General features: G+C 42.1%; 26 protein-coding genes, 1 tRNA gene and 2 riboswitches. Of the genes, 8 read left to right on the plus strand and 19 right to left on the minus strand.

What is annotated here, in order from left to right; all coding sequences use genetic code 11:
* Positions 1-49: 49 nt before the first annotated feature.
* Together ACIGG7_RS06060 and ACIGG7_RS06065 are read right to left on the minus strand one after the other, a co-directional pair.
* A complete protein-coding gene (locus ACIGG7_RS06060; RefSeq protein WP_224940224.1) occupies positions 50-2,620 on the minus strand; it encodes a vitamin B12-dependent ribonucleotide reductase in 2,571 nt (856 codons plus the stop codon).
* A 348-nt stretch (positions 2,621-2,968) separates the two neighbouring features.
* Positions 2,969-3,805 (minus strand): lipoate--protein ligase family protein, encoded by an 837-nt coding sequence (locus ACIGG7_RS06065; protein WP_224940223.1) that lies wholly within the window; start codon positions 3,803-3,805, stop codon positions 2,969-2,971.
* A 202-nt stretch (positions 3,806-4,007) separates the two neighbouring features.
* On the opposite strand from ACIGG7_RS06065, the gene ACIGG7_RS06070 reads away from it, so the two are divergent.
* Positions 4,008-4,391, plus strand: a complete 384-nt coding sequence (locus ACIGG7_RS06070) for a rhodanese-like domain-containing protein (protein WP_224941290.1) — start codon at positions 4,008-4,010, stop codon at positions 4,389-4,391.
* A gap of 354 nt (positions 4,392-4,745) precedes the next feature.
* Here the strand turns inward: ACIGG7_RS06070 and gcvPB are convergent, their stop codons facing one another.
* The 3 genes from gcvPB to gcvT are packed head-to-tail and all read right to left on the minus strand — an operon-like array spanning position 4,746 to position 8,671.
* Entirely contained in the window at positions 4,746-6,209 is a 1,464-nt protein-coding gene (gene gcvPB, locus ACIGG7_RS06075) for an aminomethyl-transferring glycine dehydrogenase subunit GcvPB (RefSeq protein WP_224940222.1), read from the minus strand.
* Complete coding sequence (gene gcvPA / locus ACIGG7_RS06080; RefSeq protein ID WP_224940221.1) at positions 6,202-7,548, minus strand: aminomethyl-transferring glycine dehydrogenase subunit GcvPA; 1,347 nt, start codon at positions 7,546-7,548, stop codon at positions 6,202-6,204. The genes gcvPB and gcvPA overlap by 8 nt, the downstream gene beginning before the upstream one ends.
* A gap of 16 nt (positions 7,549-7,564) precedes the next feature.
* Positions 7,565-8,671 (minus strand): glycine cleavage system aminomethyltransferase GcvT, encoded by a 1,107-nt coding sequence (gene gcvT, locus ACIGG7_RS06085; protein ID WP_397549171.1) that lies wholly within the window; start codon positions 8,669-8,671, stop codon positions 7,565-7,567.
* 97 nt (positions 8,672-8,768) lie between these two features.
* Positions 8,769-8,847, minus strand: a riboswitch (glycine riboswitch).
* Positions 8,848-8,850: 3 nt separating this feature from the next.
* Positions 8,851-8,942: riboswitch (glycine riboswitch) on the minus strand.
* Between the two features lie 174 nt (positions 8,943-9,116).
* On the opposite strand from gcvT, the gene ACIGG7_RS06090 reads away from it, so the two are divergent.
* Both ACIGG7_RS06090 and ACIGG7_RS06095 read left to right on the plus strand, forming a co-directional pair.
* A complete protein-coding gene (locus tag ACIGG7_RS06090) occupies positions 9,117-10,817 on the plus strand; it encodes a DEAD/DEAH box helicase (protein ID WP_397549172.1) in 1,701 nt (566 codons plus the stop codon).
* Entirely contained in the window at positions 10,786-11,577 is a 792-nt protein-coding gene (locus ACIGG7_RS06095; RefSeq protein WP_397549173.1) for a YqhG family protein, read from the plus strand. The genes ACIGG7_RS06090 and ACIGG7_RS06095 overlap by 32 nt, the downstream gene beginning before the upstream one ends.
* Before the next feature lie 80 nt (positions 11,578-11,657).
* On the opposite strand, the gene ACIGG7_RS06100 is transcribed toward ACIGG7_RS06095, so the two are convergent.
* From ACIGG7_RS06100 to comGA, 9 genes are all read right to left on the minus strand, one after another.
* A complete protein-coding gene (locus ACIGG7_RS06100) occupies positions 11,658-11,837 on the minus strand; it encodes a YqzE family protein (protein WP_224940217.1) in 180 nt (59 codons plus the stop codon).
* Between the two features lie 48 nt (positions 11,838-11,885).
* Entirely contained in the window at positions 11,886-12,395 is a 510-nt protein-coding gene (locus tag ACIGG7_RS06105) for a shikimate kinase (protein WP_397549174.1), read from the minus strand.
* Positions 12,396-12,398: 3 nt separating this feature from the next.
* The gene (locus ACIGG7_RS06110) at positions 12,399-12,638 is read right to left on the minus strand and encodes a hypothetical protein (protein ID WP_397549175.1); all 240 of its coding nucleotides are present in this window, start codon (positions 12,636-12,638) and stop codon (positions 12,399-12,401) included.
* Between the two features lie 109 nt (positions 12,639-12,747).
* The gene (gene comGF, locus ACIGG7_RS06115; protein WP_397549176.1) at positions 12,748-13,263 is read right to left on the minus strand and encodes a competence type IV pilus minor pilin ComGF; all 516 of its coding nucleotides are present in this window, start codon (positions 13,261-13,263) and stop codon (positions 12,748-12,750) included.
* Complete coding sequence (locus ACIGG7_RS06120) at positions 13,178-13,489, minus strand: hypothetical protein (protein ID WP_397549177.1); 312 nt, start codon at positions 13,487-13,489, stop codon at positions 13,178-13,180. Before ACIGG7_RS06120 ends, comGF begins: the two co-directional genes overlap by 86 nt.
* Positions 13,473-13,919 (minus strand): competence type IV pilus minor pilin ComGD, encoded by a 447-nt coding sequence (comGD, locus tag ACIGG7_RS06125; protein ID WP_397549658.1) that lies wholly within the window; start codon positions 13,917-13,919, stop codon positions 13,473-13,475. The genes ACIGG7_RS06120 and comGD overlap by 17 nt, the downstream gene beginning before the upstream one ends.
* Positions 13,915-14,223 carry a competence type IV pilus major pilin ComGC gene (gene comGC / locus ACIGG7_RS06130; protein ID WP_397549178.1) on the minus strand — a complete coding sequence of 103 codons (309 nt, stop codon included), beginning with the start codon at positions 14,221-14,223 and terminating at the stop codon, positions 13,915-13,917. Before comGC ends, comGD begins: the two co-directional genes overlap by 5 nt.
* A 28-nt stretch (positions 14,224-14,251) precedes the next feature.
* Entirely contained in the window at positions 14,252-15,307 is a 1,056-nt protein-coding gene (gene comGB / locus ACIGG7_RS06135) for a competence type IV pilus assembly protein ComGB (RefSeq protein ID WP_397549179.1), read from the minus strand.
* Positions 15,258-16,298, minus strand: coding sequence for a competence type IV pilus ATPase ComGA (comGA, locus tag ACIGG7_RS06140; protein ID WP_397549659.1), 1,041 nt, complete (start codon positions 16,296-16,298; stop codon positions 15,258-15,260). Before comGA ends, comGB begins: the two co-directional genes overlap by 50 nt.
* A gap of 221 nt (positions 16,299-16,519) precedes the next feature.
* On the opposite strand from comGA, the gene ACIGG7_RS06145 reads away from it, so the two are divergent.
* On the plus strand, positions 16,520-17,158 hold the full coding sequence (locus ACIGG7_RS06145) for a cupin domain-containing protein (protein ID WP_397549180.1): 639 nt from the start codon (positions 16,520-16,522) through the stop codon (positions 17,156-17,158).
* Positions 17,159-17,237: 79 nt separating this feature from the next.
* Positions 17,238-17,309, plus strand: a tRNA-Gln gene (locus tag ACIGG7_RS06150).
* A 590-nt stretch (positions 17,310-17,899) separates the two neighbouring features.
* Here ACIGG7_RS06150 and ACIGG7_RS06155 read toward each other — a convergent pair.
* Positions 17,900-18,280 carry a Spx/MgsR family RNA polymerase-binding regulatory protein gene (locus ACIGG7_RS06155; RefSeq protein ID WP_224940151.1) on the minus strand — a complete coding sequence of 127 codons (381 nt, stop codon included), beginning with the start codon at positions 18,278-18,280 and terminating at the stop codon, positions 17,900-17,902.
* 293 nt (positions 18,281-18,573) lie between these two features.
* On the opposite strand from ACIGG7_RS06155, the gene ACIGG7_RS06160 reads away from it, so the two are divergent.
* Positions 18,574-18,819: a DUF2626 domain-containing protein gene (locus ACIGG7_RS06160; protein WP_034757675.1), complete on the plus strand. Its 246-nt coding sequence runs from the start codon at positions 18,574-18,576 to the stop codon at positions 18,817-18,819.
* A gap of 36 nt (positions 18,820-18,855) precedes the next feature.
* Here the strand turns inward: ACIGG7_RS06160 and ACIGG7_RS06165 are convergent, their stop codons facing one another.
* Positions 18,856-19,491 carry an MBL fold metallo-hydrolase gene (locus ACIGG7_RS06165; RefSeq protein ID WP_224940150.1) on the minus strand — a complete coding sequence of 212 codons (636 nt, stop codon included), beginning with the start codon at positions 19,489-19,491 and terminating at the stop codon, positions 18,856-18,858.
* A gap of 205 nt (positions 19,492-19,696) precedes the next feature.
* Between ACIGG7_RS06165 and ACIGG7_RS06170 the strand changes: the two genes are divergently transcribed.
* Together ACIGG7_RS06170 and ACIGG7_RS06175 are read left to right on the plus strand one after the other, a co-directional pair.
* Positions 19,697-19,870 (plus strand): DUF2759 domain-containing protein, encoded by a 174-nt coding sequence (locus ACIGG7_RS06170; protein WP_034757672.1) that lies wholly within the window; start codon positions 19,697-19,699, stop codon positions 19,868-19,870.
* Between the two features lie 208 nt (positions 19,871-20,078).
* A complete protein-coding gene (locus ACIGG7_RS06175) occupies positions 20,079-20,432 on the plus strand; it encodes a winged helix-turn-helix transcriptional regulator (protein ID WP_224940149.1) in 354 nt (117 codons plus the stop codon).
* 54 nt (positions 20,433-20,486) lie between these two features.
* Here ACIGG7_RS06175 and ACIGG7_RS06180 read toward each other — a convergent pair whose 3' ends face one another.
* The 3 genes from ACIGG7_RS06180 to ACIGG7_RS06190 all read right to left on the minus strand — a co-directional run bounded on the left by ACIGG7_RS06180 (position 20,487) and on the right by ACIGG7_RS06190 (position 23,477).
* On the minus strand, positions 20,487-20,801 hold the full coding sequence (locus ACIGG7_RS06180) for an MTH1187 family thiamine-binding protein (RefSeq protein ID WP_224940148.1): 315 nt from the start codon (positions 20,799-20,801) through the stop codon (positions 20,487-20,489).
* Complete coding sequence (locus tag ACIGG7_RS06185; RefSeq protein ID WP_397549181.1) at positions 20,801-21,907, minus strand: YqgU-like beta propeller domain-containing protein; 1,107 nt, start codon at positions 21,905-21,907, stop codon at positions 20,801-20,803. Before ACIGG7_RS06185 ends, ACIGG7_RS06180 begins: the two co-directional genes overlap by 1 nt.
* A 376-nt stretch (positions 21,908-22,283) precedes the next feature.
* On the minus strand, positions 22,284-23,477 hold the full coding sequence (locus tag ACIGG7_RS06190) for a M14 family metallopeptidase (RefSeq protein ID WP_397549182.1): 1,194 nt from the start codon (positions 23,475-23,477) through the stop codon (positions 22,284-22,286).
* Positions 23,478-23,508: the final 31 nt, after the last annotated feature.

Here is a 23,508-nt window from a genome sequence, read left to right on the forward strand (position 1 = left end):
GACTAAAAAAATAAGAGGGGAACCAGTCCCCTCTTACCCATTTCTATTATTATAGTCCACACTTCAGCTGAGCACCGCAGTTTGTACAAGTATTACATCCGCCCATATCTTTTACCGTCCCTTTACGACAGACAGGGCATGTATTCCCCACCTCAGAACCGATGGTCACATCCGTTGCACGCACATCCTGGATCGTATCCAGTAATACAATCGGCTTTTTGGATGTTGGAATATCATGTTTATCCTGTACCTCTTCATCATCAAAGCTGTTTTCTTCCGCCTTTAGGGTCAATACCTGTGAATCACGGCTTCCATCAACGTAAACGGTACCTCCCTTGGCGCCACCTTTATAAAGACGCTCATACACTTTTTCCACTTGCTCAACCGTATAACCACGAGGGGCATTGACGGTTTTGGAAATAGAGCTGTCGATCCAGTTCTGAATGACGCATTGAACGTCTGCATGTGCTTGTGGTGCAAGGCTCATGGAAGATACAAACCACTCTGGAAGATTGTCAGCATCTGCTTCTGGATTTCTCTTCAAATAATCCTCTACAATATCCGCTTTCACCTCAATGAATTTACCCAGGCGTCCACTTCTGTAATACGTGAAGGAGAAGTATGGTTCAAGACCAGTTGAAACCCCGACCATCGTACCCGTAGAGCCCGTTGGAGCGACGGTTAACAGATGGGAGTTTCGAATACCATATTGTTCAATGTCTTCACGTACATCTTCAGGCATTTTCTTCATAAATCCTGTTTCCACAAACGCTTTTCTTAAGGCTTTTGTTTCTTCGTCGGTGCTTCCTGTGAGGAATGGGAAGCTTCCCTTTTCCTTCGATAATTCAACCGATGCACGGTAAGCCGTTGTGGCGATGACTTCAAACACTTCATCCACAAGTTTATTGCCCTCTTCTGAACCGTATTCTTTCTCACAGTAGATCAATAAATCGGCGAGACCCATTACTCCAAGGCCAACACGACGCTCACCAAGTGCCTGCTTCTTATTTTCGTCCAGGAAGTATGGAGTCGCATCAATGACATTGTCCTGCATTCGGACACCAACTTCAACGGTACGCTTCAATTTTTCAAAATCAACGGTTTTCTTTTCTTTATCCGCGAATTGAGCAAGATTGACGGCTGCCAGGTTACACACGGAATATGGAGCAAGGGGCTGTTCGCCACATGGATTGGTGGCAACAACCTTTTGGCCATATGCTTTCGCATTCGTCATATCATTTGCGTTATCAATGAAGAAGATTCCAGGCTCAGCGGAGTATGTTGCACACACATTGATCAAGTTCCAAAGCTCTTTAGCCTTGATCTTGCGATACGTACGCACTTTGTAGCCAAGCTTTTCCCACTCGCGGACATCCCCGACGTTATGCCATTCTTCGTTATAGTACTTCATCTGTTCTTCATTGTAGCTTTCCACATCAGGGAAGCGCAGTTCATATTCTGTATCGTTTTCCACGGCTTCCATAAAGTCGCTCGTCAGACACACGGAAATATTCGCTCCTGTCAGGAACTCTGAATTATGGACGCTGTATGTTCCACCTGTGCGGAGCTTTTCTTCTGCATTCTTAAGGATCTTTGCATCAAATCCACCGTAACCAGGGATTTGTCTATAGTTCAGGATCCCTTGATACATCGCTTCCTCTTGTTCTGTCAGCGGCGTGAATTTTAATTTTTCCTGTGCAGCCTTTTTGATGGTTTCATCTTCTGTGTTTTCAAGAAGATAACGCAGGATACGCGGGTTTTGCATTTTGGAAATAATGAATTCGATAATATCGGGATGCCAATCTGAAAGCATAATCATTTGTGCCCCACGCCTTGAACCGCCCTGCTCAACCAGATGTGTCAATTTCGCAATATCATCCAGCCATGAAACAGAACCAGAGGATTTACCGTTAACGCCTTTCGCAAGGGTGTTACGAGGACGAAGGGTCGATCCATTCGTTCCGACTCCCCCACCACGGCTCATGATCTCCATGACCTGCTTGCGGTGTTCTGAAATGCCTTCACGGGAATCCTGTACAAAAGGCATCACATAACAGTTGAAGTACGTTACATCCGTACCTGCACCAGCTCCGTATAGCACACGTCCTGCAGGAACAAAATGAAGATTCACTAGTTCATGATAGAATTTTTCAAACCAAACCTGTCTCTTTTCAGGAGTTTCTTCCACTTCTGCCAAGCCTGTTGCGTTACGCTTCGCAATTTGTTCATAGTAGACTTCAAGTGGTTTCTCAATGACATCCAATGTCCTCGAAACAATCCCCGTCTCCATTTCCTCTGGCTTGTCGATGGCGCTTCTGTATTCTTCTTCGATCCAGACGGATGCTTTTTTCGTTTCCCAATCGATGCTTGAGATGTAGCCTAATCCCCTTGCAGGGAACTTGGGATCTTCCTTGATGGTGAGGACCACGAAGTCACCTTCTGATAGAGTGATCTTTTCGGTGTCTTTGAAAGAATAACGATCGATCATGACCAGACGGGATACACCTTTGTGTGTTGTTTTCATATCCGGGGTGATGGGATGTACTTGAGGAAACAATCCAATATCCTTATTTAATCTCTCGGTGTTTAAATTCATCGTGTTTTTCGACGCAACAGTCATAAAGACAACTCCTTCTATCTCAAATGTTTCAGTTTCTGTTTTTTTCGCTGATGTCTTATTTCAAGTATTAAGATATCATAGCCAATCTGGAAAAGCAATAAATAAACACAACATATTGTGTGCAAAAAATTATTCGACACACCATATATTGTGTTTCAGGTCAATAGGTCATTTGTTTGTCAAACGGATAATATGCCAATAAAAATAGAAAACAGGAGAAAATAATAGAAAATCATATAATACTCCGGCCATTTCTATTAATTTAGAACTTGATATAAAAGAAAGTCGCGTAATCGTTGGTAAAATAGGAAAAAAGCGACAATCATCGCTTTTTTTCTACAAAATTTTTTATCGTTTAAAGTTCCAATCGTCTGATTCATATCGGGACTCGGCAAGATCCACAACATATTGTGTCTCTTCTTCAGAAAGCTCATATGGTTCGAGCTGGATGTTCAATCCTTCTTCAAACCCTTTTTTGAATGCTTCCTTCGCCATATCCATCGTGACCGTTTCAGAGCTGATTTCGTTCATGGCAACGGCCTTATTTTTAAATGCACGCTGCATACGCTCTTTCACCCTGTCGGATGGATATTTGAACAGACTGAACAACTTGTCTTCATCCAGGTCCAACAGGATGGAACCATGCTGAAGGATGACGCCTTTTTGACGGGTCTGTGCGCTACCTGCCACTTTTCTGCCTTCAACCACCAGCTCATACCAGCTTGGTGCATCGAAACAAACGGCCGAACGGGGATTTTTTAACCCTTCCCGCTCTTCTGCTGTTTTCGGTACCGCAAAGTAGGCTTCTAGACCAAGACCTTGGAACCCTTTCAGTATCCCTTCTGAAATGACCCGGTACGCTTCCGTAACGGTTTTAGGCATTTCAGGATGATCCTCAGACACAATGACGCTGTACGTCAATTCATGTTCATGAAGAACCCCCCTGCCACCTGTAGGACGTCTCACAAATCCAAGTCCGTGTTCTTTTACGGCATCAAGATTGATTTCTTTTTCTACCTTTTGAAAATAACCGATTGATAGTGTAGCCGGATCCCAACCGTAAAAACGGATCGTTGGGGGAATCTTCCCTTCACTGTGCCAATCGAGCAGCGCCTCATCTAAGGCCATATTATAAGAAGGGGAACAATTTCCTGAGTCAATGAATCTCCATGTTTCCTTTTTCATGCATCATACCTCATTTGCGTGTTCTGTATTGATCATTCATATGTAATCTTTTAAGTCCGTTACTAGTCTATCAAATCCACTTCGAAAAACAAAGAAAAACAGATTGGAAAGTCTTTGCTGTAAAATAAAAAATATGTTTTGATTATCATGGCTTTCATGAATATAATAGAAGGTAGCGCATTTGTAGAAAGGAGCATGAATGATGGAAGGATTATATATTCTTTTAGTCGTACTTGGTGGAATCATCATCTATTCACTTTTTACGTTCTTCTATCAAAAGAGAATCGTGAAAACACTGACTGAAGAGGAATTCCGAGCTGGTTATCGTAAAGCTCAATTGATAGATGTACGTGAAGCGAATGAATTTGAAAACGGTCATGTCCTGGGTGCACGAAATATTCCATTATCACAGATCAAAATGAGACAAAAGGAAATTCGTCAGGATCAACCCGTTTACCTTTACTGCCAAAGCGGACTACGCAGCGGGAGGGCAGCCCAAATGCTGCACCGTAAAGGATACCGCGACCTTCACCATTTGCAAGGCGGATTCAAAAAGTGGACAGGAAAAGTAAAACATAAAAAATGATTGTGAAAGGATCACCTTGGGGTGATCCTTTTTTTGTGGGATGGGGTTTTGTTCATCATTTGATGAAAATGGAATTAAATGTATATCCGCTAAATTTTTGATGAAAATGGCTGTTTTGAAGGGAGAATCGACTGGATTCCTTCACATTTCCGCTGGATAATCAGCCAAATCGGCACGATTCCCTTTCCGCATTTTCGGATTCGGCATCACAACTCTAAAGATGAATCCATTTTATCTGCATGATTATCCATGTTTCCACAATCACCATCCTTTTAAAGACTTGAATTACCTTTGAAGGTCCGTCCCTTTATAAAAACCCCTCCGTCATAAGACGGAGGGGTTTAGTTATACGTATTAGCCTTCTTTCGTATAGCGCAGTACCGGTTTTCTTGCTGCAAGTGTCTCATCCATACGCTTCACGATGGTCGTGTGTGGAGCTTCCTGGACGATTTCCGGTGTTTCTTCTGCTTCTTTGGCAATTTGGATCATGGCATCAATGAAAGAATCAAGGGTTTCTTTTGATTCAGTTTCCGTTGGTTCAATCATCATGCACTCTTCCACATTTAATGGGAAGTAAATGGTCGGCGGATGATACCCGAAGTCCAGCAGTCGCTTCGCAATATCGAGCGTACGTACGCCAAGCTTCTTCTGGCGTTTTCCACTGATGACGAACTCATGCTTACAATGACGGTCATACGGGAGGTCAAAGTAAGGAGCAAGGCGGCGCATCATGTAGTTTGCATTCAGGACAGCATTCTCCGTCACCGCTCTCAGTCCGTCCGGCCCCATGGTGCGGATATACGTATAGGCACGGACGTTGATTCCAAAGTTTCCATAGTATGGTTTTACACGGCCGATAGAATCAGGACGGTTATAATCGAATTCATATTGGTCACCATTTTTTACAAGGACAGGTTTTGGAAGATATTTGATTAAGTCTTCCTTCACTCCTACAGGGCCGCTTCCTGGACCGCCGCCTCCGTGAGGACCGGTGAACGTCTTATGAAGATTCAAATGCACGACGTCAAATCCCATATCCCCCGGTCTTGCTTTTGAGAGGACCGCATTCAGGTTGGCTCCGTCATAATACAGCTTTCCACCCGCTTCATGAATGATGGAAGCCATTTCCATGATGTTTTCTTCGAATAAACCAAGAGTATTTGGATTTGTCAGCATTAGGGCAGCTGTATCATCCCCTACTACCCGCTTCAAATCTTCTAAATCGACCAAACCGTTTTCATTCGACTTTACCGTCACCGTTTCAAACCCAGCAACTGTTGCACTGGCAGGGTTCGTTCCATGAGCCGAGTCAGGTACAATTACCTTCGTACGATGGGTATCCCCATTCGCCTCATGGTAGGCGCGTATCATCATCAGACCGGTCCACTCTCCATGAGCTCCCGCAGCAGGTTGAAGCGTCACTTCATCCATGCCCGTGATTTCTTTCAAATGCTCCTGGAGATCATACATCAGTTCAAGAGCACCTTGAACGCTTTCAGCTTCCTGAAGAGGGTTGATGTGGGCGAATCCGTTCAGTCGCGCAACGTTCTCATTCACTTTTGGATTGTATTTCATCGTACAGGATCCAAGTGGATAGAAACCTGAATCCACCCCATGATTGCGTTTCGATAATGCTGTATAATGGCGCATGATGTCCAGTTCCGATACCTCAGGAAGTTCAGGTGCTTCAGTACGGATATAATCGGTCGGAATCAGATCTGACAGTTCCACCTGTGGTACATCCATCTCTGGCAGGCTATAGCCTGTGCGGCCTTCTTTCGTTAATTCGAAAATAAGAGGCTGATCTTTCTTATTCATGACAATCCCCCAATTCTGCTACAAATGCGTCAATTTCTTCTTTGCTGCGAAGTTCTGTAACAGCAATCAGCATATGATGCGATAAGCTGTCGTCCATCAACCCTAAATCATATCCACCGATTATTTCTTTGGAAAGAAGCTTTTGATTGATCTCTTTCACCGGTCTATTCACTTTCACGACAAATTCATTAAAAGATGGTCCTTCAAATGCAATGGTAAATCCTTTACTTTTAAAGGCTTCTTTGGCGTAATGCGCTTTTTGGATATTTTGCATAGCCATTTCTTTGACACCCTGTTTTCCTAAAGCGGTCATGGCTACTGATGCTGCCAACGCATTCAATGCCTGATTGGAACAGATATTCGATGTGGCTTTATCGCGACGGATATGCTGTTCACGCGCTTGTAGAGTCAGCACGAATCCTCTTATTCCGTCTTCATCCATCGTTTGACCGACAAGACGCCCCGGTACTTTGCGCATAAGTTTTTTGTTCACGGCAAAGTAACCACAGTGAGGTCCACCAAATGCACTTGGGATACCGAATGGCTGAGCATCCCCTATGACGATGTCGGCTCCGAGTTGCCCAGGAGGTGTAAGTACACCAAGAGCAAGCGGATTGGACGAAACCACAAACATGGCTTTTTCGGAATGAGTGATTTCTTCGATCGCTTTCAGCTCTTCCACCCTGCCGAAGAAGTTTGGATATTGAACGATGACCGCTGCAATCTCATCACTCATTAATTTCTTCAATTCTTCCACGTCAGTTACACCATTATTGTGCGGGATTTCAACTACTTCGATATATTGACCTTTTGCATAGGATCTTAAAACATCACGAGATTCAGGGTGAACTGTACTCGAAACGAGAACTTTCTTACGGCGGGTTTGACCCGCACTCAACATAGCTGCCTCTGCCAGGGCCGTTCCCCCATCGTACATGGATGAATTGGCTACATCCATACCTGTTAGTTCACAAATCATCGTTTGGAATTCAAAGATCGCTTGCAGCTCTCCTTGGGAGATTTCCGGCTGGTAAGGTGTGTATGCTGTATAGAACTCTGAACGAGATAATACATGATCCACAATGATCGGCATGTAATGATCGTATACCCCTGCCCCCAGGAAGGATGCATGACTTTTCAAATCCGCATTCTTCGCGGCCATTTTGGTGAGTTCTTTTACCAATTCCGTTTCCGACTTCGCTTTTTTGATTTTGTAATCCCCTTTGAAACGGACCTGTTCAGGAATATCCTCAAATAGATCGTGAACGCTGTCTACTCCTATGCTGTCTAACATTTCCCTTTGATCTTGCTCTGTCATCGGTAAATAACGATGCTTCATGACCGTCATTCCTCCCCTATTTCTTTGGTCTTTTATAAAAAGGTGTCGCTACAACTGTCGCTTTTAACTTTTTGCCTCTGATTTCAACCAACACTTCCGTACCAATGTCAGTAAACTCTTTATTTAAGAGAGCTAATCCCACATTTTTCTTTAAGGTTGGAGATTGGGTCCCGGTTGTGACTTCCCCAATTTGTTCTTCGCCGGAAAATACTTTATAGCCATGACGCGGAATACCGCGATCGATCATTTCAATTCCCACGATTTTTCGCGTGGCACCTTCTTCTTTTTGCTGTTTCAGTACTTCCTGACCAATGAACGCAACCTCTTTGTTCACTTTTACAGCAAATCCGATTCCGGCTTCAATTGGCGTGATGGATTGAGATAATTCTTGCCCGTAAAGTGCAAGATTCGCTTCGAAACGTAAGGTATCTCGTGCACCAAGCCCGCACGGAAGGACTCCATGCTCCTTACCTGAAGCAAGGATTGCCTTCCAGATTGCCGATGCATCAGCTGCGGCACAATAGATTTCAAACCCATCTTCACCTGTATAACCGGTACGGGAAACAAGTGCAGACCTACCATCTATATTCACTTCAGTCTGGAATTTAAAAAATCCGATATCGCTCAATGTATGTTCATTGGTGATTTTTTGCAGAACTTCTTCCGCAATTGGCCCTTGAAGTGCCAATTGTGCCATATGTTCAGAGATATTGTTGATTTCAACGCCATCTGTTTCATGTTCTTTCAACCACTGAAAATCTTTATCTATATTTGCTGCGTTCACAACGAGCAAATAATCATTGTCTTTCAATTTATACACTAGTAAGTCATCGACCGTCCCACCGTTTTCGTAGCACATGGCCGTATACTGTGCGCCTCCATCTTTTACTTTGGAGACATCATTGGTCATCATTTTTTGTAAGTAGTCAAGAGCCCCTTCACCCTTCACTTCAATTTCTCCCATATGAGAAACATCAAATAGTCCTGCCCGGGTTCTTACCGCTTCATGTTCTTCTTTAATGCTTGAGAATTGCACTGGTAAAGCCCAGCCACCGAAGTCGATGGTCTTTCCTCCATACTCTTTGTACACTTCGTATAAAGGTGTTTGTTTTAACTCTGACATGACTTTTCCCCCTTTTATTCCTTACATGCATTCTTTCTTAACCAAGTTTTATCCCATGAAAAAAGGACAGAAAAACCCCTTTTCATAAAGAAGTTTTCTCTGTCCTTGCACCTGAAAGTTTACCGAAGAACGGCTTTCCCCTTTGGTGGTTTCCTGCACGGAAACACTCTCCAGAGTTGCGTCCAACAAGAGTCTTTTTGCCTGAGAGATTCACACATAGAAGTGTTTGCTCCTTCGGCGCTGTCTGCACAGTCTCTCCCCTTGTTATCATTCGCCAATATTCCTTGAAACAATTGGTCATACTAGAAATATACAGAAGAAATGTTGTAAATGTGAATGTTCGGATTTTCGAGTTTTTCTAACTATTGAAAATCTATTTTCATCCTACCATTAAATACGAGTTTTGAGCAATCATTTTTATTAGAAATAAGGAGATGTTTTTCAGATGAATGTTGAGGTTATATTTGATGAAGAGTGGGGAGAAGGTCTTGAAAGTTTAATCGAAAACGATGGACCCTGGGGAAACTGGGAGCTCTATAAACTCGCCATTGAATTTGAGCACCATCTTGCAATTCCGAACTTTGAAGGCCTTCAGGCTCCAAAACATTTGGCAAATGTCACTCCACTCCCCCATCAGCTGGAAGCAGCGAAGCAGGTCGTGGAAACAATGAACGGAAAAGCGATTCTTGCAGACGAGGTTGGCCTTGGTAAAACAATCGAAGCTGGGCTGATATTGAAAGAGTACATGATTAGGGGATTAGTCAAAAAGGTATTGATTCTTGTCCCCGCTTCACTTGTTTCTCAATGGGCATATGAATTAAACAGTAAGTTCTTCATTCCTGCGGTGCCTCAGCGTAAGAGTTACGTATGGGATCAATGTGACATTGTCGTTTCGTCCATGGACACAGCTAAAAGGAGCCCTCACAGGGAAAAAGTGTATGAACAGGATTATGACTTGGTGATCATCGACGAAGCTCACAAACTGAAAAATCATAAAACAAAAAACTATGAATTTGTCCAAAATCTCAAGAAGAAATTCTGCTTGTTACTGACAGCAACACCCATCCAAAATCGTGTAGAAGAAATCTTCCACCTTGTTTCCCTTTTGAAACCGGGGCATCTTGGGAATGAATCCGGATTTACAGACAGATATAAAAAAGGCGATCGTACGCTCCAGGAAGATGAACATTTAAAAAGTCTCATTAACAAGGTGATGATCCGTAACAGGCGTGGTGATACAGGAATTGAATGGACGAAACGACATGTGAAGACCGTATTGATTGATTTTAACGAAGCAGAGAGAGAGTTGTATAACAGCATTGATCTGCTAAGAGGCAGATATGATGATTGGGCAAATTCAAGCTCATTCTCGCTTTTGACCTTACAGAGGGAAGCGTGCAGTTCCCGCGAAGCTGTGTTTTATACATTAAAAAACATGCTTGAAAAGAAGGAAGCTCCAAGTGCTTCATTTGAACAGATGATCGGTACTCTGATGAAGAAAGTGGAAAATGTGACGATGAACTCCAAAGCCCAGGAAGCCCTGGAAATAGTCCAATCCATTAATGATAAGGTGATTATCTTCACTGAATACCGGGCAACACAGCTTTATCTACAATGGTTTTTGAAGCAGCATGGGATCAGCTCTGTTCCATTCAGAGGCGGCTTCAAAAGAGGCAAAAAAGACTGGATGCGGGAATTATTCCAGAAGCATGCACAAGTACTGATTGCCACTGAAGCCGGCGGAGAAGGAATCAACCTTCAATTCTGCCATCATGTGATTAATTTTGACCTTCCTTGGAACCCAATGAGATTGGAACAGCGAATCGGCCGTGTCCACCGTCTCGGGCAGACCGAAGATGTCCATATCTACAACTTTGCAACTAAAAATACTGTGGAAGAACACATCCTTAAACTCTTGTATGAGAAAATCAATCTCTTTGAACGGGTGATCGGTCAATTGGATGAAATCCTGACCCGCCTCGATTTCAAGGATTTTGAAGATCACGTGACAGATATCCTTTCTTCATCCCGTACAGAGGGTGAAATGAAGATTAAAATGGAGAATTTGACGAGTATGATTCAATTCGCGGAACAGCTAAAGGAGGAAAAATCAAATGCAGCAGCACGAAATTCATCGATTTCTTGAGAGATACTTCGTCGCAAACGGTTGTGATATGGTTGCAAACGGGAATGGATATATGACCGTTCAACTTACCATTGAATTGGATAAAGAACTGATGAATCGACCGTTCTACTGGCATTATCTTGAGAAAACCGGGGGAACGCCGAACCCGATGACGTTATCTCTCATCACCAATCCGGATCATACTCCTGAGGAGATGAAAGGAGAACCGATTCACTTCGGTTCTCCAAGATTACACCAAATCTTCCACTCGACAAGGAATTTAGCGGGCTATATAAGGTTGTATGAAAACCGATACACACCAAGCGGACAGCAGACACCCCTGCACCCTTGGCTCGGGCTGAATGTTAAAGTCTCGTATCAATCCAACAGGAAGAAAGACAGCATCCAAAGTGTTGGGTTAAACCTGATCAATGGAGTGATTGAAGAAAACTTTCACTCCATACTATTGTCCAAGAACCTGACACCTAAAATTCCTGACTTTTCTTTTACTTTAACACCAATCATCAAACCTAAAAGCGGGGTAAACCGGATTCAGGCATTTCTTTATGAAGAAATCAAAAGGGAGCCTGTCGAGTGGGCGGAACAAGCCAGGAAAACCTGGGAAGAAGACCTTCAACTTCTAAATCATTTTTATGGCGATCAGGAAGAAAAGCCTGAATCTTACTTCCTTGAACAGCAGGCGCTGAAGGAACAGTATGAACCGAAAATCACCATCGAGGTCATAAACGGCGGAATTTTTTATCTGCAGCAGTCTAAGTGAGGAATCAGAGGGAGGCCATTGTGCTCCCTCTGACTTAGAGGCATAAAAAAAAGACTACCTTTTCAGGTAGCCTTTATACACTATTTATGCTTTTTAAAGAGAATCATGAAAGCATAAGGAATGATACCAAACCATCTGAATAGGAAAGGTTCCCGCTCATTCTTTCTCTGCTTTTTTAATGTTTTACGTTCATGAGGTGATTTTTCATAATGTTGGACAAATGTTTGTGTTATGAACTTAACATAATCATTTACTGACATAAAAGCACCACCCTCCGCTTTTATCAGTATTCCCAATAATCACCGGAATTATACTACGTAACGTTCAAGATATGGCAAAATCGTTCTTACCACTTCATCCACTGATTTATTCTCCGTTTGAATGGTTACAGAGCACCCATTTTCATAAAGGGGCAACCGGCGGTCAAACAGTTCCATTAAACTGTCCTTTGAATTTTTTTGAACAAGAGGACGGTCCTGATCACCCTCCAATCTTCCCCACAACACATCGAAAGGACATGTGAGATGAAACACGGAATCATTTCTTCGTAAAAATTCCCGATTCTCCTTGCTTTCCACCACTCCCCCACCGGTAGTGATTATGGCTTTTTCCTTTCCTAATTCCTGAAGTACTTTCGTTTCCAAATCCCGAAAATACCTTTCTCCATGCTGATGAAAGATGTCCTTAATCGATTTTCCCTCTTTATCTTCAATGTATTGATCCATATCAATGACCGGAAGATTCAATACTTCCCCCAGACGTTTTCCAATCGTCGTCTTTCCTACCCCCATAAAGCCTATAAAGAAAATTGGTTTCATATTCTACTCCCAACGTATGATTTGTTTTGTTTCCCTATTATACACAACCGTCACAGGAAGAAAAACCTTCTCATCCCTTTTGAATGTCAATTCTATTTTCACGTCTTCGTCAGTAAGTACGGTGCTGGAGGTCATGACTTCACCAAAATTATTTTTTATGACTCCAGTGGAAACGGGTTCATCCCCCATCTCCATTAAAACAACGTGGGAGATGCTTACGTTTCTCTCATGAATGTTCTTCATATTCGAGAGATACCGATATTTACTTACATACAAATCCTTCGAAGCGAATGCTACAAATAGGACTATCATCATCAGAAACAGCGTATACGGTAAGATAAACCCTTTATTGTTAAGGGGAGGTAGACCCACTGAATGCAGAAAAACAAAAGAAGTCCCCTTCCACTTTTTCACCACCTTCAAATTCCAAATCCAAATGCACGCCTCCTTGAATTGAAGCAAAAGCAAACTGACCCACTTCCTGTAGTACGATTTCATGCCCTCTATTGTTCACCCTCCTCCGTATAGACTGATCGTATTGTTCATATAGGATTGTGTCCCCGTCAATTACAAAAGAAATCTGCCCTGGCAGGACTTCTACTTGATCTGCCTTTTTTAACTCATTCCTTACACTTTCATTGAATAAATTCCATTCGTAATAACGGGGAGGTATCAACTCGTTCTTAATCACTGAAAAGCCCTTCATGATAAGTGGAAGACTGAAGGAAATCATGCAAAACAAACTAAAGCTTAACAAGGAGTCGATCAATGTGAAGCCCGACTCATCCTTCCGACGATATGCATACCTCTTCCGTATCATAATGCACACATGCTTCACCATCTTCGCTACCTTTCCAAACAAGTTCATACCTGACCCCCTTATAGATTCTTGTATGGTCAACAAATTCATGTGTAACGATTGCTTGCTCCACACCTTCCCGAAGGTATTTCAACGCCTCCACTTCACGCTGGAGCTTCTGAAGACCGGAAGCATAAAGCATGAGAAAGGGAATGAACATTCCGCAAATCATAAGGACACAACTAAATGCGACAAGTGTTTCAGGAAGTGAGAAACCTTTAGTATTCTTGTACATAAAATCTCCCTTGCCCAATTTGGAACATCAAATGCATGGTGATATCTCCCATTTGAAAATTCACCCTGCCAAACCGGCTTGTATTTCCACTAGGATAAAATGTGATCTCTTCAAGGCTATTGTTGGAGTTCATTTGAATCCCCACTGGAAGATCCCTTGATACGATCGTTTGTCTCTCTCCCGTTTTGGCAACATACTTGTTGGTAAACGGATAAAACGTAAGGAAAATCGGTGTTTGATGATGGATACTGTAGCTTTGAATCTGGTAGAGGTCCGATTCAAGTTGAGAAATGAAGAGGTCCTTTTCAATGTGGCTTTTTAAAGGAAGAACGGAAAAACCCACCCACGAGAGAAGGATTGTGAAAATGAATAAGACGATGAGCATTTCAATGAGGGTGTATCCTGCTTCCTCAGTTCTATATACATTAATTAGAAGTCACCACCTTCCCTTCCGTATTAATGGTAATGACACTTCCATCAGGGCATGCTTTGTATTCATCGTTAAGATACCCGTCGGCAACAAGAGAATCAATGGTCACAGGGTCCGTATTTCCGTCCATTTTATATGCTTCAATCTGTCCCTCTACCATATGAATGAATGCCTCACACCCCTTGGAATTGATGGAGTTACTTTGATTTGTCACATTAGGGATTGTAATGAATAGCAAAACGGAAATGACCAGCAAAACGATCATCATTTCGATTAGGGTAAAACCTTTCTCATTATTGAGCATATTTTCCCTCCTGTTATTCGAATATTTTCTAAATTCCCTGCATCATTTGAAAGAGCGGTAACATAATCGAGAAATATATTGCCATGATGAATAGACCGACAAACGTAAAGATAGCAGGTTGGATAAACTTAAGCCATGCGCTTGTTTTTTCCTCTAATTCCTGAAAGCAAATATCACTATAAACTTTAAGTTCTTCTGCCAATCTTCCATTCGTTTGACCGTGATGGACAACGAAATTCAGTTCATCCTGAAAAAAAGGCAGAGATGCAAAACACTCATGAAAAGGAACCCCAGCTTTTAGTCGTTTGACGCAATGGTTCGAAATATACTGTAATGTCGGTCGGAATGATTGACTTTCGATAATGAGAAGGGATTCTGTAATGGATACCCCGTTTGAAAGCAGGAAGCTTAATTCCCTTGAAAAAAAGTAGGAGTGTCCAAGCTTCATGTATGAGGAGGTGAACGGAAGCCTGCTTAATACAAGAGAAAGTCTTACAGGGGAAATCTTCTTCTTAAAAACGTAATAGAGAATGGTAAGGAAAAGGAGGAACAGTAAACCTGCGGTGAATATGACCGGGAAGTTTTCAATAAAGTGTAAAAGATACGTAAGTTTTGCTGAGGGTTCATAGCCCATTGAGGAATAAAGGGATTGAAATCTTGGAAATAACACCTTACGAAGCAACACCATCATCATCACGGAAAAGAAAATCAGCATTAACGGGTATTGAAAGACCTTTTGCAATTGCTGCTGATTCTTTCTTCTTTTGATAAGGTAACTTCCAGCTTCTGAAAGGGTGTGGCCCATTTGTCCATGATGCTCGGCGAAAAAAATTTGTGCACTGACATGATCAGGAATGTTCAAATATTTATTCATCACAGATGAAATCGACTCACCCTTGTGCAATGATCCGACCAATCTCTTTTTTAATTTAATGATTTTCTTTTCTTTTGGGAGTAAAAGAAAATCAATGGCTTCTGTAAAAGTATATCCTTTTTGAAGAAGGTCCCCGAGCCTCTTTAAGAACTTTCCCTGCTCATCGTTTTTCTTCGTGAACCCATTTCCTATATTCATGTTCTGAAACATAACCGAGTGCCACCCCCTTACGAATCAAGACCTGCAATGTTCGGTACTGGTGTTGGACCCTCTCCCCCCTCGCTTCCTTCAGTACTTCCTTAAGCGCACTGCCAGTAATGATTTCATAGACAGATGCCCTGTTCCGCCTATCCCCTCTAATACATTGACCGCCACACTCTTTTTGGCAGACAGGGCAAACGAGTTTCAGCAGTCTCTGAGCAGACACAGCGAGCAGCGTCTGTTCAATATCATGCCACTCGATCCCTAATTCCATTAAGCGATAAATCGCGCCCTTTGCATCTCTTGTATGCATGGTTGAAATCACCAAATGGCCTGTAAGGCTTGCCCTTATTGCAATCTCAGCCGTCTCCCGGTCCCTGATCTCTCCCACCATGATAATGTCTGGATCGTGCCGCAGAATCGCTTTTAATCCAGTGGAATACGTAATCCCGGCTTTTTCATTCACCTGAATTTGTACCATTTCATCATGCTGTTTCTCCACGGGATCCTCCAGGGTGATCACATTACGGTTCAAGACGACGGAACAGTGATGAACAAGTGAATACAGCGTAGTTGTTTTGCCGCTGCCTGTCGGTCCTGTGAATAAGATGAGGCCATGTGAATGCATGAGAAAAGCAAGCAGTTTTTTTGCGGAAGATGGGTAAAGTGACATCTTCTCAATAGGAATCTGATATTTTTGAGGGAGTATCCGAATGACGAGACTTTCTTTCAAGTGGGTTGTTGGCAGGGTGGAGATTCTGAGAGAAAGAGGGGTGTTTCGTACGGTAAGGGTGAAGGATCCGCTTTGAGGTTTGCGTTTTTCTCCAATATCCATGGAAGCCCTGAATTTCATATGGGCAATCAAGCGATCCGCCTGATCCGGGTCTATGGTCTGGAAGGGAACCAATCCCCCCGGTTTTCTGAATTGAATCAAGTAATCTTTCGTTCTTGGAATAAGATGAACATCTGTCGCATCATCGCTGAAAGCTTCTCCGATCATCACTTCCGATAAGGATTCTACTGAATGAAATATGGAGGTGCACCACCTTTCTGAATTCTTAACTTAAGATATACGACATTAAATGGCAAAATCCTTCTTTTTTCCAGTTTTTTCTTTCGACCTTTTTTAGCTATCTCTTATGAAGCATTCACATTTTACATGCCTAACCATATATTAAAAGAGTTAAAACCTTCATTGAAAAGAAAGCGGTGACCCTTCCCATGACCAAATATATGGATTACACTTCACCCGAAGCACAGTTTTCATATGATGTGAACAATAGTCCCCTTTTTAAAAAAGATAACCAAAACCTGATCAATATTTTAGGTGTCGATCAGTTAAATACATTGGATAATACTTCTCTTCTCGATATCTATTTAAGTAAAAACAATTTCGTGGAGCCCCACTACCATCAAAATGCAGCAGAGCTTGTTTATTGCATTTCAGGAGCGGCCACTGTGTCCATTCTCAATCCATTCACGAAGGAAATACTGAATTATCGTCTGTCTCCAGGACAAGTGGCAAATATACCTCAAGGATGGTGGCATTATGAGGAAGCAACAAAGGATCGTACTCACCTACTTGCCATATTCAATTCTCCTGTCCCCGAAGTGATCCTGGGGTCTGATATATTAACATTCACCCCCTCGAGCGTCATGGCCAAGAATTATTGCATGAATGAAAGCGCATGGATCAAAACGACAGAAAAAGTAAAGCCAAGCACTTACATCGGTCCGAGTTGCTTAGAACCGGAGAGGTATCCTCCAGCACGGGAAACACAATTCACCTATTCCCCATACTACTTTCACTATCAACCAAACCATTTTCACCGAAGACCATGCATCCCAAGAATCATATAAAAAGATTCTTGATATTTAAAAAAACACATGAATAGAACGTGGAAATAAATCCATACTATATTTTGTAAAGATTATTCAATGGGCTATAGCCAAGCGGTAAGGCATCGCACTTTGACTGCGACATGCGTTGGTTCGAATCCAGCTAGCCCAGTTAGAAAAGCGGAAGGGGCTCGTACTGGGGCGACAAGCATAAGACGAGTAACCCAGAAAGGCGTTCTTTGCCTTTTTGGGTTACTTGGCTTATGACCTCGAGCCCCAAGCCCCTGGAGCCAGACAATCAAAAAGCGGAGGGGCTTTGCCCAGAGGCCACAAGCATAAGATGAGGCACCCGGAAAGGCGTTCTTTGCCTTTTTGGGTGCCTTAGCTTATGACCTCGAGCCTCTAAGCCCCGCAGCTGGATAACAGAAAAGCGGAGGCGGCTTGTTCAGCCCCGACAAGCACAACTGGAAATCCCAAAAGGCGCACTTTGCCTTATGGGATTTTTCAGTTGTGACCTCGAGGGGCTAGCCGCCGGAGCTGGACATGTAGAAAAGCGGAAGGGGCTCGCACTGGGGCGACAAGCATAAGACGAGTAACCCAGAAAGGCGTTCTTTGCCTTTTTGGGTTACTTGGCTTATGACCTCGAGCCCCAAGCCCCTGGAGCTAGACAATCAAAAAGCGGTAGGGGTTTCCCCCGACCCTAAAACACACCAAAAAGGCAGGCACTTGACATTCAAGTGTCTGCCTTTTCAATTTCAATATTCAACTACTTTTCTTCAATGACCTGTTTTTTGTAGCAATGCTCTGTAGTCCTTCCGGATTGTAGCCGACCACCAGTTTTTTCCCGTCCGTCAGTAGAGGTCTGCGAAGAAGCTTTGGTTCATCAATGATCAATTTAATCACTTCCGATAGAGGCAAATCGTTTACGTCTTTCCCCAGATCTTTGAAGGTTTGGCTTCTAGTTGCAAGAATCTCATCAAGTCCATCGGTCGTAAGGGATAAAAGATCCATTAACTCTCTAGGAGTTGGCGTCTCTCTAAATAGGTGTCTCTCATCAAAATCTACGGAATGTGCAGTTAACCACTTTTTGGCTTTACGGCAAGAGGTACAACTTGGATAAGTAAAGAATGTCAGGTTATTCACTTTCTTGACCTCCTTAAAATTAAGCTTACATTTCTTTGTTAAACAAATTGTACATTAACTGTATAACTTTTGTACAGTATTTTCACTTGGTAATTTGTGAACAATTTTTCACAAGGGTTTACAAATCATTGCATAGGGAACGGACTAACAAGGAGAAATTTCATAGAATTATTTGTTTTACGACTAGATAACACGTATTCGTCACAAACTAACATCAAACACTTATTTACTTTTATGGTAGTATTCATTTATAATATTGAGTGATGGACTTAGGGTGCAAAGGAGGGTTACATATGGATCGTATGTTTAGAGTTCTTGGGTTTTGGACTGGGATTTTTGCTGTTATGTTCTATCTAGGTGATATGACCACAACTTCACTAATCTTTTTAGGCCAAACTGGATTCTTCATTATGCTTAGCTACTTAAAACTGTCCGAACGCATGTATATTTATGTTTTCGGTGCATACTTAACAGTGTTCTTTGCAGGTTTTACTTATTGGACGACCTTTATGATGACTCCGGGTGCAGGAGGACACTAAAAAAAATCCCTTCAGCTGATTGCTGAAGGGATTTTTTTAGAATCCGTTTAAGAATGGATTGGAATCCATCTCAGATTCTACGGTCGTTTCAGGGCCGTGACCGGGTAGAACTACTGTGTTTTCAGGCAAGGTCAATAACTTATCATGGATGCTTGCCAACAGCTCTTTCTGATTTCCTCCCGGTAAGTCAGATCGTCCGATGCTTCCCATAAATAATGTATCTCCTGCTAATACAATTTCACTTTCTTGTACATAATAAGAAATACTTCCTGGGGAATGGCCAGGCGTTTCAAATAATTGCAACTGAAAGCCTCCAATGTTCAACTGTTTTTCATTTGTTAATATGTAATCCGCAGGTTTTATTCTGATTAATTCGCTCATCATGAATAACTGTGAACCATTCAACGAGGGATCTAATAACCACTGAGCCTCTTTCTCATGTATATAAACTGGGATGTCAAAGTGGTCCCTGATATGGTCGACCGCTCCGATATGGTCAAAATGAGCATGTGTGAGAAGAATGGCTAACGGGGACAACGACTCGCCTTCCAGCCAATGAATCAGCTTCTCCCCTTCTCCACCTGGGTCGATTACCAGACACTCGTTATCTGTATTCCATATGATATAGCAGTTAGTTTGCAAAGGTCCTAAAGGAATTTGTTTCCACTGCAACGCTTCCACCTCCATTTGTAATACTATTATTGTATCAGAACTTTCATCTTCATAAAAATATGGTCCATTTACTCGACATAGAAGTGTCAAACTTTTAGACCTCGACAAACGGATCAAAAACCTATAAAATGTTAATGAGTGCATTTATGTACATATTGTTACAATAGAGTCAGTAAAACGCATTTTAATGAAAGGGGTCATATAAATGGGTCTTGTAATTATTACTTCACTGGTTACATTATTAGCTTTATTCGCAGTAGTAAGCACTTTCAAAAACAAGAATGCAATGGGAATCCTGTTCTCATTGGCAACATTAGGAGTTTTTGGATGGTTTACAATTATGACTGTCCTTCACTCTGGTTACCCAGGTGGTCATTAATTAAACATGTTTCACTTTAAAAAGCCTTCCATTTTGAATGGAAGGCTTTTTAATTGTCTGACTTGTATAGGCACTAAAAAGTACCTTATGGACCTTTTGAATATGTACGTTATAATCATAGTGAAAAATACATTGGAGTGTTTGGGATAAACCCTTTCACAGAAGCCGATTCTATAAATAGTTCAATCATGAAGAGGAGGTTTATACAATGAAGAAATACAATATTCCCGTAGAAGCTTCCTTGGAAGTAATTGGCGGCAAGTGGAAAGTTGTGATCCTCTGTCATCTGATTAAAAACAAGCGGAGGACCAGTGAATTAAAACGGCTGATGCCCGGCATAACACAGAAAATGCTTACCCAGCAATTGAGGGAACTGGAAGCGGATGGAGTCATCAACCGGATTATTTATAACCAAGTGCCCCCAAAGGTGGAGTACGAACTGACGGAGTACGGATGGTCACTTAAAGAGCCATTGGATATGCTATGTGCATGGGGGGAGCAGCATATTGAAAAAACCTACCCTGACAAAAATGAAGTCCTTATAGAAAGCGAAGAAGCTTGACGGATCCTAAAAAAAGAGTGGGCACTAATGAAAGTGCCCACTCTTTTCTATACTCTATTTCTCTAATTTACTTTGAACGGAGGACAGTTTACCTTCCATGGTCGTTTTCTTATCCCTACGGTCATCAATTCTGATATTAGTGGCCACCCTTTGAATTCCCTGCTGGAACGGGGATTCATGAATTTCCTGTATCACTTGAAAAAGAATGGGAAGTTCCCCTTCAATAATTGTATTCATAGGAGTAAGCTGGAACCGGATCTTTCCTTCCTCTTCGTATCCCTTTAGAATATTGTGCAGATTTGCAACATACGAACTTACACTCGGGGATTCCGTTCCGATTGGTATAACTGTTACATCGACAATCGCCATTATATATCTGCTCCTTCTTCTTTTAGTAGTTGAACGATTTTCTGTTTCTTCATATCAATTATTTTTTCAAACTGGTTGCCATATAAACACAACTCTCCATCCGGTGAACACTGAATGGGTTCTAAAGGAAGATTTTCAAACAGAACCTCCTCCTCACCGGTAACTGTGTCCCAGCTCTTTAAAGAGAACGTCCCTGTGTACGTATCAAAGGAGCCAGGCTCGTTTGATACGAAGGTAATCAATCGATCACTCTTTTCTATCATATCATAATATGGGATTAACCAATCAGAGTATCTGCTCAATAATTCTACTGTGAATTGAGATTGGATCTCCCCGTTTGGTTTAATGAACTGATAAGTAAACGGCCCTTCATCTTCACGGGAATTGACCGATAACAAAACACTTCTAAATTGATTGAAGTGGACACTATTCTCCACAATCATTTCTTTCTCATTATCGAGGATATTTTGAGATATCAGAGGAGCTGAAACACTCACTTCTTTCTTATTCCAATCCTGATAAAGGACGGAGGATTTTGATTGCCACTGAACAAATGGCTGCTCTACTTCAATCGGGTCCATTGTCTTTTCCCTTATATTGATTTCAAATACCTGAAAGCTCCAATCTTCACTGAAAGTTGTCATTAAGACTGCATCTTCATTGAATTGATTCCAAGCATGAGTTAAGTCGTAGGAAGGAACATCCTCTTGAAATTGTACATCTCCTGATTTGTCTATGATTGTCACCTTTGCTGAATAGGACGTTGGAGATGAATGGATGAAGATTTTTGTCTTATCCGGTGAAATGCTTGAACTCACGTAAGAGGACTCGACATCATAGATTTTCTGACTGGTATCGTCGTATAGATTGTAGATGTAAAGGGAAGTAAGTCCTTGCTCCTCTTTTATTGAAAGGATTTCTGAATTTGATATCCATCCGACATTTTCGATAAACCCATCGGTTGGTAGGCTTTCCGCCACTATTTCTCTCTTCTCTGCCTTCACTTTCTCAGAGGGGGACGTTTTCGTTACTTCCGGCTGGCATGCCGATAACCATAGAAGACACATCATCAATAGCATAATAATGCTTATTTGCGTTTTTTCCATCCACTTCCCCCTCCTTTTTTATTCCATATTAATTAGTACGTTTCAAAAGCAAGAATGTTTCAATTCTATTAAAAAAACATGACAAAAAATTCAAAAAGTGATGACCAGATGTTCCCATACACACCTTTTTGGTCACCACGATGGTTTAGTAATCGTAGGATGATGATTTATTTTACTCCTGATTTTGATTTTCTACAATAGTTATTTATTGTACATGCAAAAAGACTTTTCGAGGATTTTCTTATCTTTTACGTTGCTTTTTGTCGGGTGGTGGATAGCTAGCGAGGGCACATTAAAAAATCCCATAAGGCAAAGTACACCTTTTGGGATTTCCTAATTGTGCTTGTCGGGCCTGTGCAAGCCGCCTGCGCTTTTGTTAGTACCATCGATAGATTGATACGAGGAGGATGCCGAGTACGTCTTGATAGATTTCGTTGAATTGCGAGAGGGGTAGTGGGTTGATCCCTTTTCCTAACTCAAGAGTAAATCCTGCTTTCTTAAATTCTTTAATGAACCAGTCTTTATAGCCTGCATAGCTATCAATGTATCTGACAGATTCATATCCACTCACCCTGGTGAAATCCGCAGCGAGCTTGGCTGCTTCCGGAGGCTCAAGTCCCTCGTATCCCCAATAAAATTCTTTTCCCTGGGTGTGCAGAGCAAGGAGTCTGTCGAAATTCTCCTGACGGGCAAGTTTAGCCATTGCGATGGATTCAGGCTCTGAGAGGGGCTTATATCCTGGGAAATCTCTTGGAGCCGGTTCCTTTTCCTCTTTTCTTTCCTTCTCTACTTCCCATTTTGCAGGAAACTGATTATTCAGGTCGACTCCCCTGATATTGGCTTTCCAGCCTGTAAAATCAGTACTTCCACGATTCATTGCAATTAACTCTTTTCTTTTTTCACTCGGGGGGCCATTCAGTACAAGATCAACGCCATCCGGATTCACCATAGGTACAAATGATACTGTCACCCCACCATAAATCGGCATTGCCTGTATACCTCTTAACGGACTGCTATTGGTCAGGGAAAGCAAATAATCATTGATAAAGGTCATGAGGATGGAGGTGGTAATCCACTCATTCGCATGGAAAGAGGCATCCATATGAACCTTCTTTTTTCCTGTTCCTATCCTGATTTCCGTAAGGTCGATGCCGAGGACGCTCTCACCAACACTCCTTATTTTTATAAATGGATAAATCTTTTTAAGGTTTCTAATATCTTCGCCGAGTATCTTAGAATGATATGCCTGTTTTCCATTGACGATGGGTGACACAACCCTGGACGGCAGGATAATCGTTGAACCTATTTGAAGGCCGTTCGCATTTACTCCTTCATTTAAAAGAAGTAAGGCATCGACACCAATATTCCATTTTTTCGCGATGGACCAAAAAGTATCACCTTGTCTGATCGAATAGTCTACTTCCCTAAAACCGGGAAGGTCTATTTCTGTACCGATTTTCAATTTATTCGGATCGACGGAAGGATTTGAATCAATGATGAGCGCGATCGGGATATAAAACAGCTGGCTGTAGTACCATAGGGTATCGCCACTACGAACTTTCACTTTCATGATGGAACCTCCCCATTCATACGTCCTTACT

Origin of the sequence: Rossellomorea sp. NPDC077527, from assembly GCF_044542955.1 — a bacterium.
GTDB classification, from domain to species: Bacteria; Bacillota; Bacilli; order Bacillales; family Bacillaceae_B; genus Rossellomorea; species Rossellomorea aquimaris_E.

Excerpts from the sequence above, each read along its gene's own strand:
- ACIGG7_RS06060 (WP_224940224.1), bottom strand. The coding sequence starts at position 2,620 with ATGACTGTTGCGTCGAAAAACACGATGAATTTAAACACCGAGAGATTA.
- ACIGG7_RS06065 (WP_224940223.1), bottom strand. The coding sequence starts at position 3,805 with ATGAAAAAGGAAACATGGAGATTCATTGACTCAGGAAATTGTTCCCCT.
- ACIGG7_RS06070 (WP_224941290.1), top strand. The coding sequence starts at position 4,008 with ATGGAAGGATTATATATTCTTTTAGTCGTACTTGGTGGAATCATCATC.
- gcvPB (WP_224940222.1), bottom strand. The coding sequence starts at position 6,209 with ATGAATAAGAAAGATCAGCCTCTTATTTTCGAATTAACGAAAGAAGGC.
- gcvPA (WP_224940221.1), bottom strand. The coding sequence starts at position 7,548 with ATGAAGCATCGTTATTTACCGATGACAGAGCAAGATCAAAGGGAAATG.
- gcvT (WP_397549171.1), bottom strand. The coding sequence starts at position 8,671 with ATGTCAGAGTTAAAACAAACACCTTTATACGAAGTGTACAAAGAGTAT.
- ACIGG7_RS06090 (WP_397549172.1), top strand. The coding sequence starts at position 9,117 with ATGAATGTTGAGGTTATATTTGATGAAGAGTGGGGAGAAGGTCTTGAA.
- ACIGG7_RS06095 (WP_397549173.1), top strand. The coding sequence starts at position 10,786 with ATGCAGCAGCACGAAATTCATCGATTTCTTGAGAGATACTTCGTCGCA.
- ACIGG7_RS06100 (WP_224940217.1), bottom strand. The coding sequence starts at position 11,837 with ATGTCAGTAAATGATTATGTTAAGTTCATAACACAAACATTTGTCCAA.
- ACIGG7_RS06105 (WP_397549174.1), bottom strand. The coding sequence starts at position 12,395 with ATGAAACCAATTTTCTTTATAGGCTTTATGGGGGTAGGAAAGACGACG.
- ACIGG7_RS06110 (WP_397549175.1), bottom strand. The coding sequence starts at position 12,638 with ATGAAGAACATTCATGAGAGAAACGTAAGCATCTCCCACGTTGTTTTA.
- comGF (WP_397549176.1), bottom strand. The coding sequence starts at position 13,263 with ATGAACTTGTTTGGAAAGGTAGCGAAGATGGTGAAGCATGTGTGCATT.
- ACIGG7_RS06120 (WP_397549177.1), bottom strand. The coding sequence starts at position 13,489 with ATGTACAAGAATACTAAAGGTTTCTCACTTCCTGAAACACTTGTCGCA.
- comGC (WP_397549178.1), bottom strand. The coding sequence starts at position 14,223 with ATGCTCAATAATGAGAAAGGTTTTACCCTAATCGAAATGATGATCGTT.
- comGB (WP_397549179.1), bottom strand. The coding sequence starts at position 15,307 with ATGTTTCAGAACATGAATATAGGAAATGGGTTCACGAAGAAAAACGAT.
- comGA (WP_397549659.1), bottom strand. The coding sequence starts at position 16,298 with ATGATCGGAGAAGCTTTCAGCGATGATGCGACAGATGTTCATCTTATT.
- ACIGG7_RS06145 (WP_397549180.1), top strand. The coding sequence starts at position 16,520 with ATGACCAAATATATGGATTACACTTCACCCGAAGCACAGTTTTCATAT.
- ACIGG7_RS06160 (WP_034757675.1), top strand. The coding sequence starts at position 18,574 with ATGGATCGTATGTTTAGAGTTCTTGGGTTTTGGACTGGGATTTTTGCT.
- ACIGG7_RS06170 (WP_034757672.1), top strand. The coding sequence starts at position 19,697 with ATGGGTCTTGTAATTATTACTTCACTGGTTACATTATTAGCTTTATTC.
- ACIGG7_RS06175 (WP_224940149.1), top strand. The coding sequence starts at position 20,079 with ATGAAGAAATACAATATTCCCGTAGAAGCTTCCTTGGAAGTAATTGGC.
- ACIGG7_RS06180 (WP_224940148.1), bottom strand. The coding sequence starts at position 20,801 with ATGGCGATTGTCGATGTAACAGTTATACCAATCGGAACGGAATCCCCG.
- ACIGG7_RS06185 (WP_397549181.1), bottom strand. The coding sequence starts at position 21,907 with ATGGAAAAAACGCAAATAAGCATTATTATGCTATTGATGATGTGTCTT.
- ACIGG7_RS06190 (WP_397549182.1), bottom strand. The coding sequence starts at position 23,477 with ATGAAAGTGAAAGTTCGTAGTGGCGATACCCTATGGTACTACAGCCAG.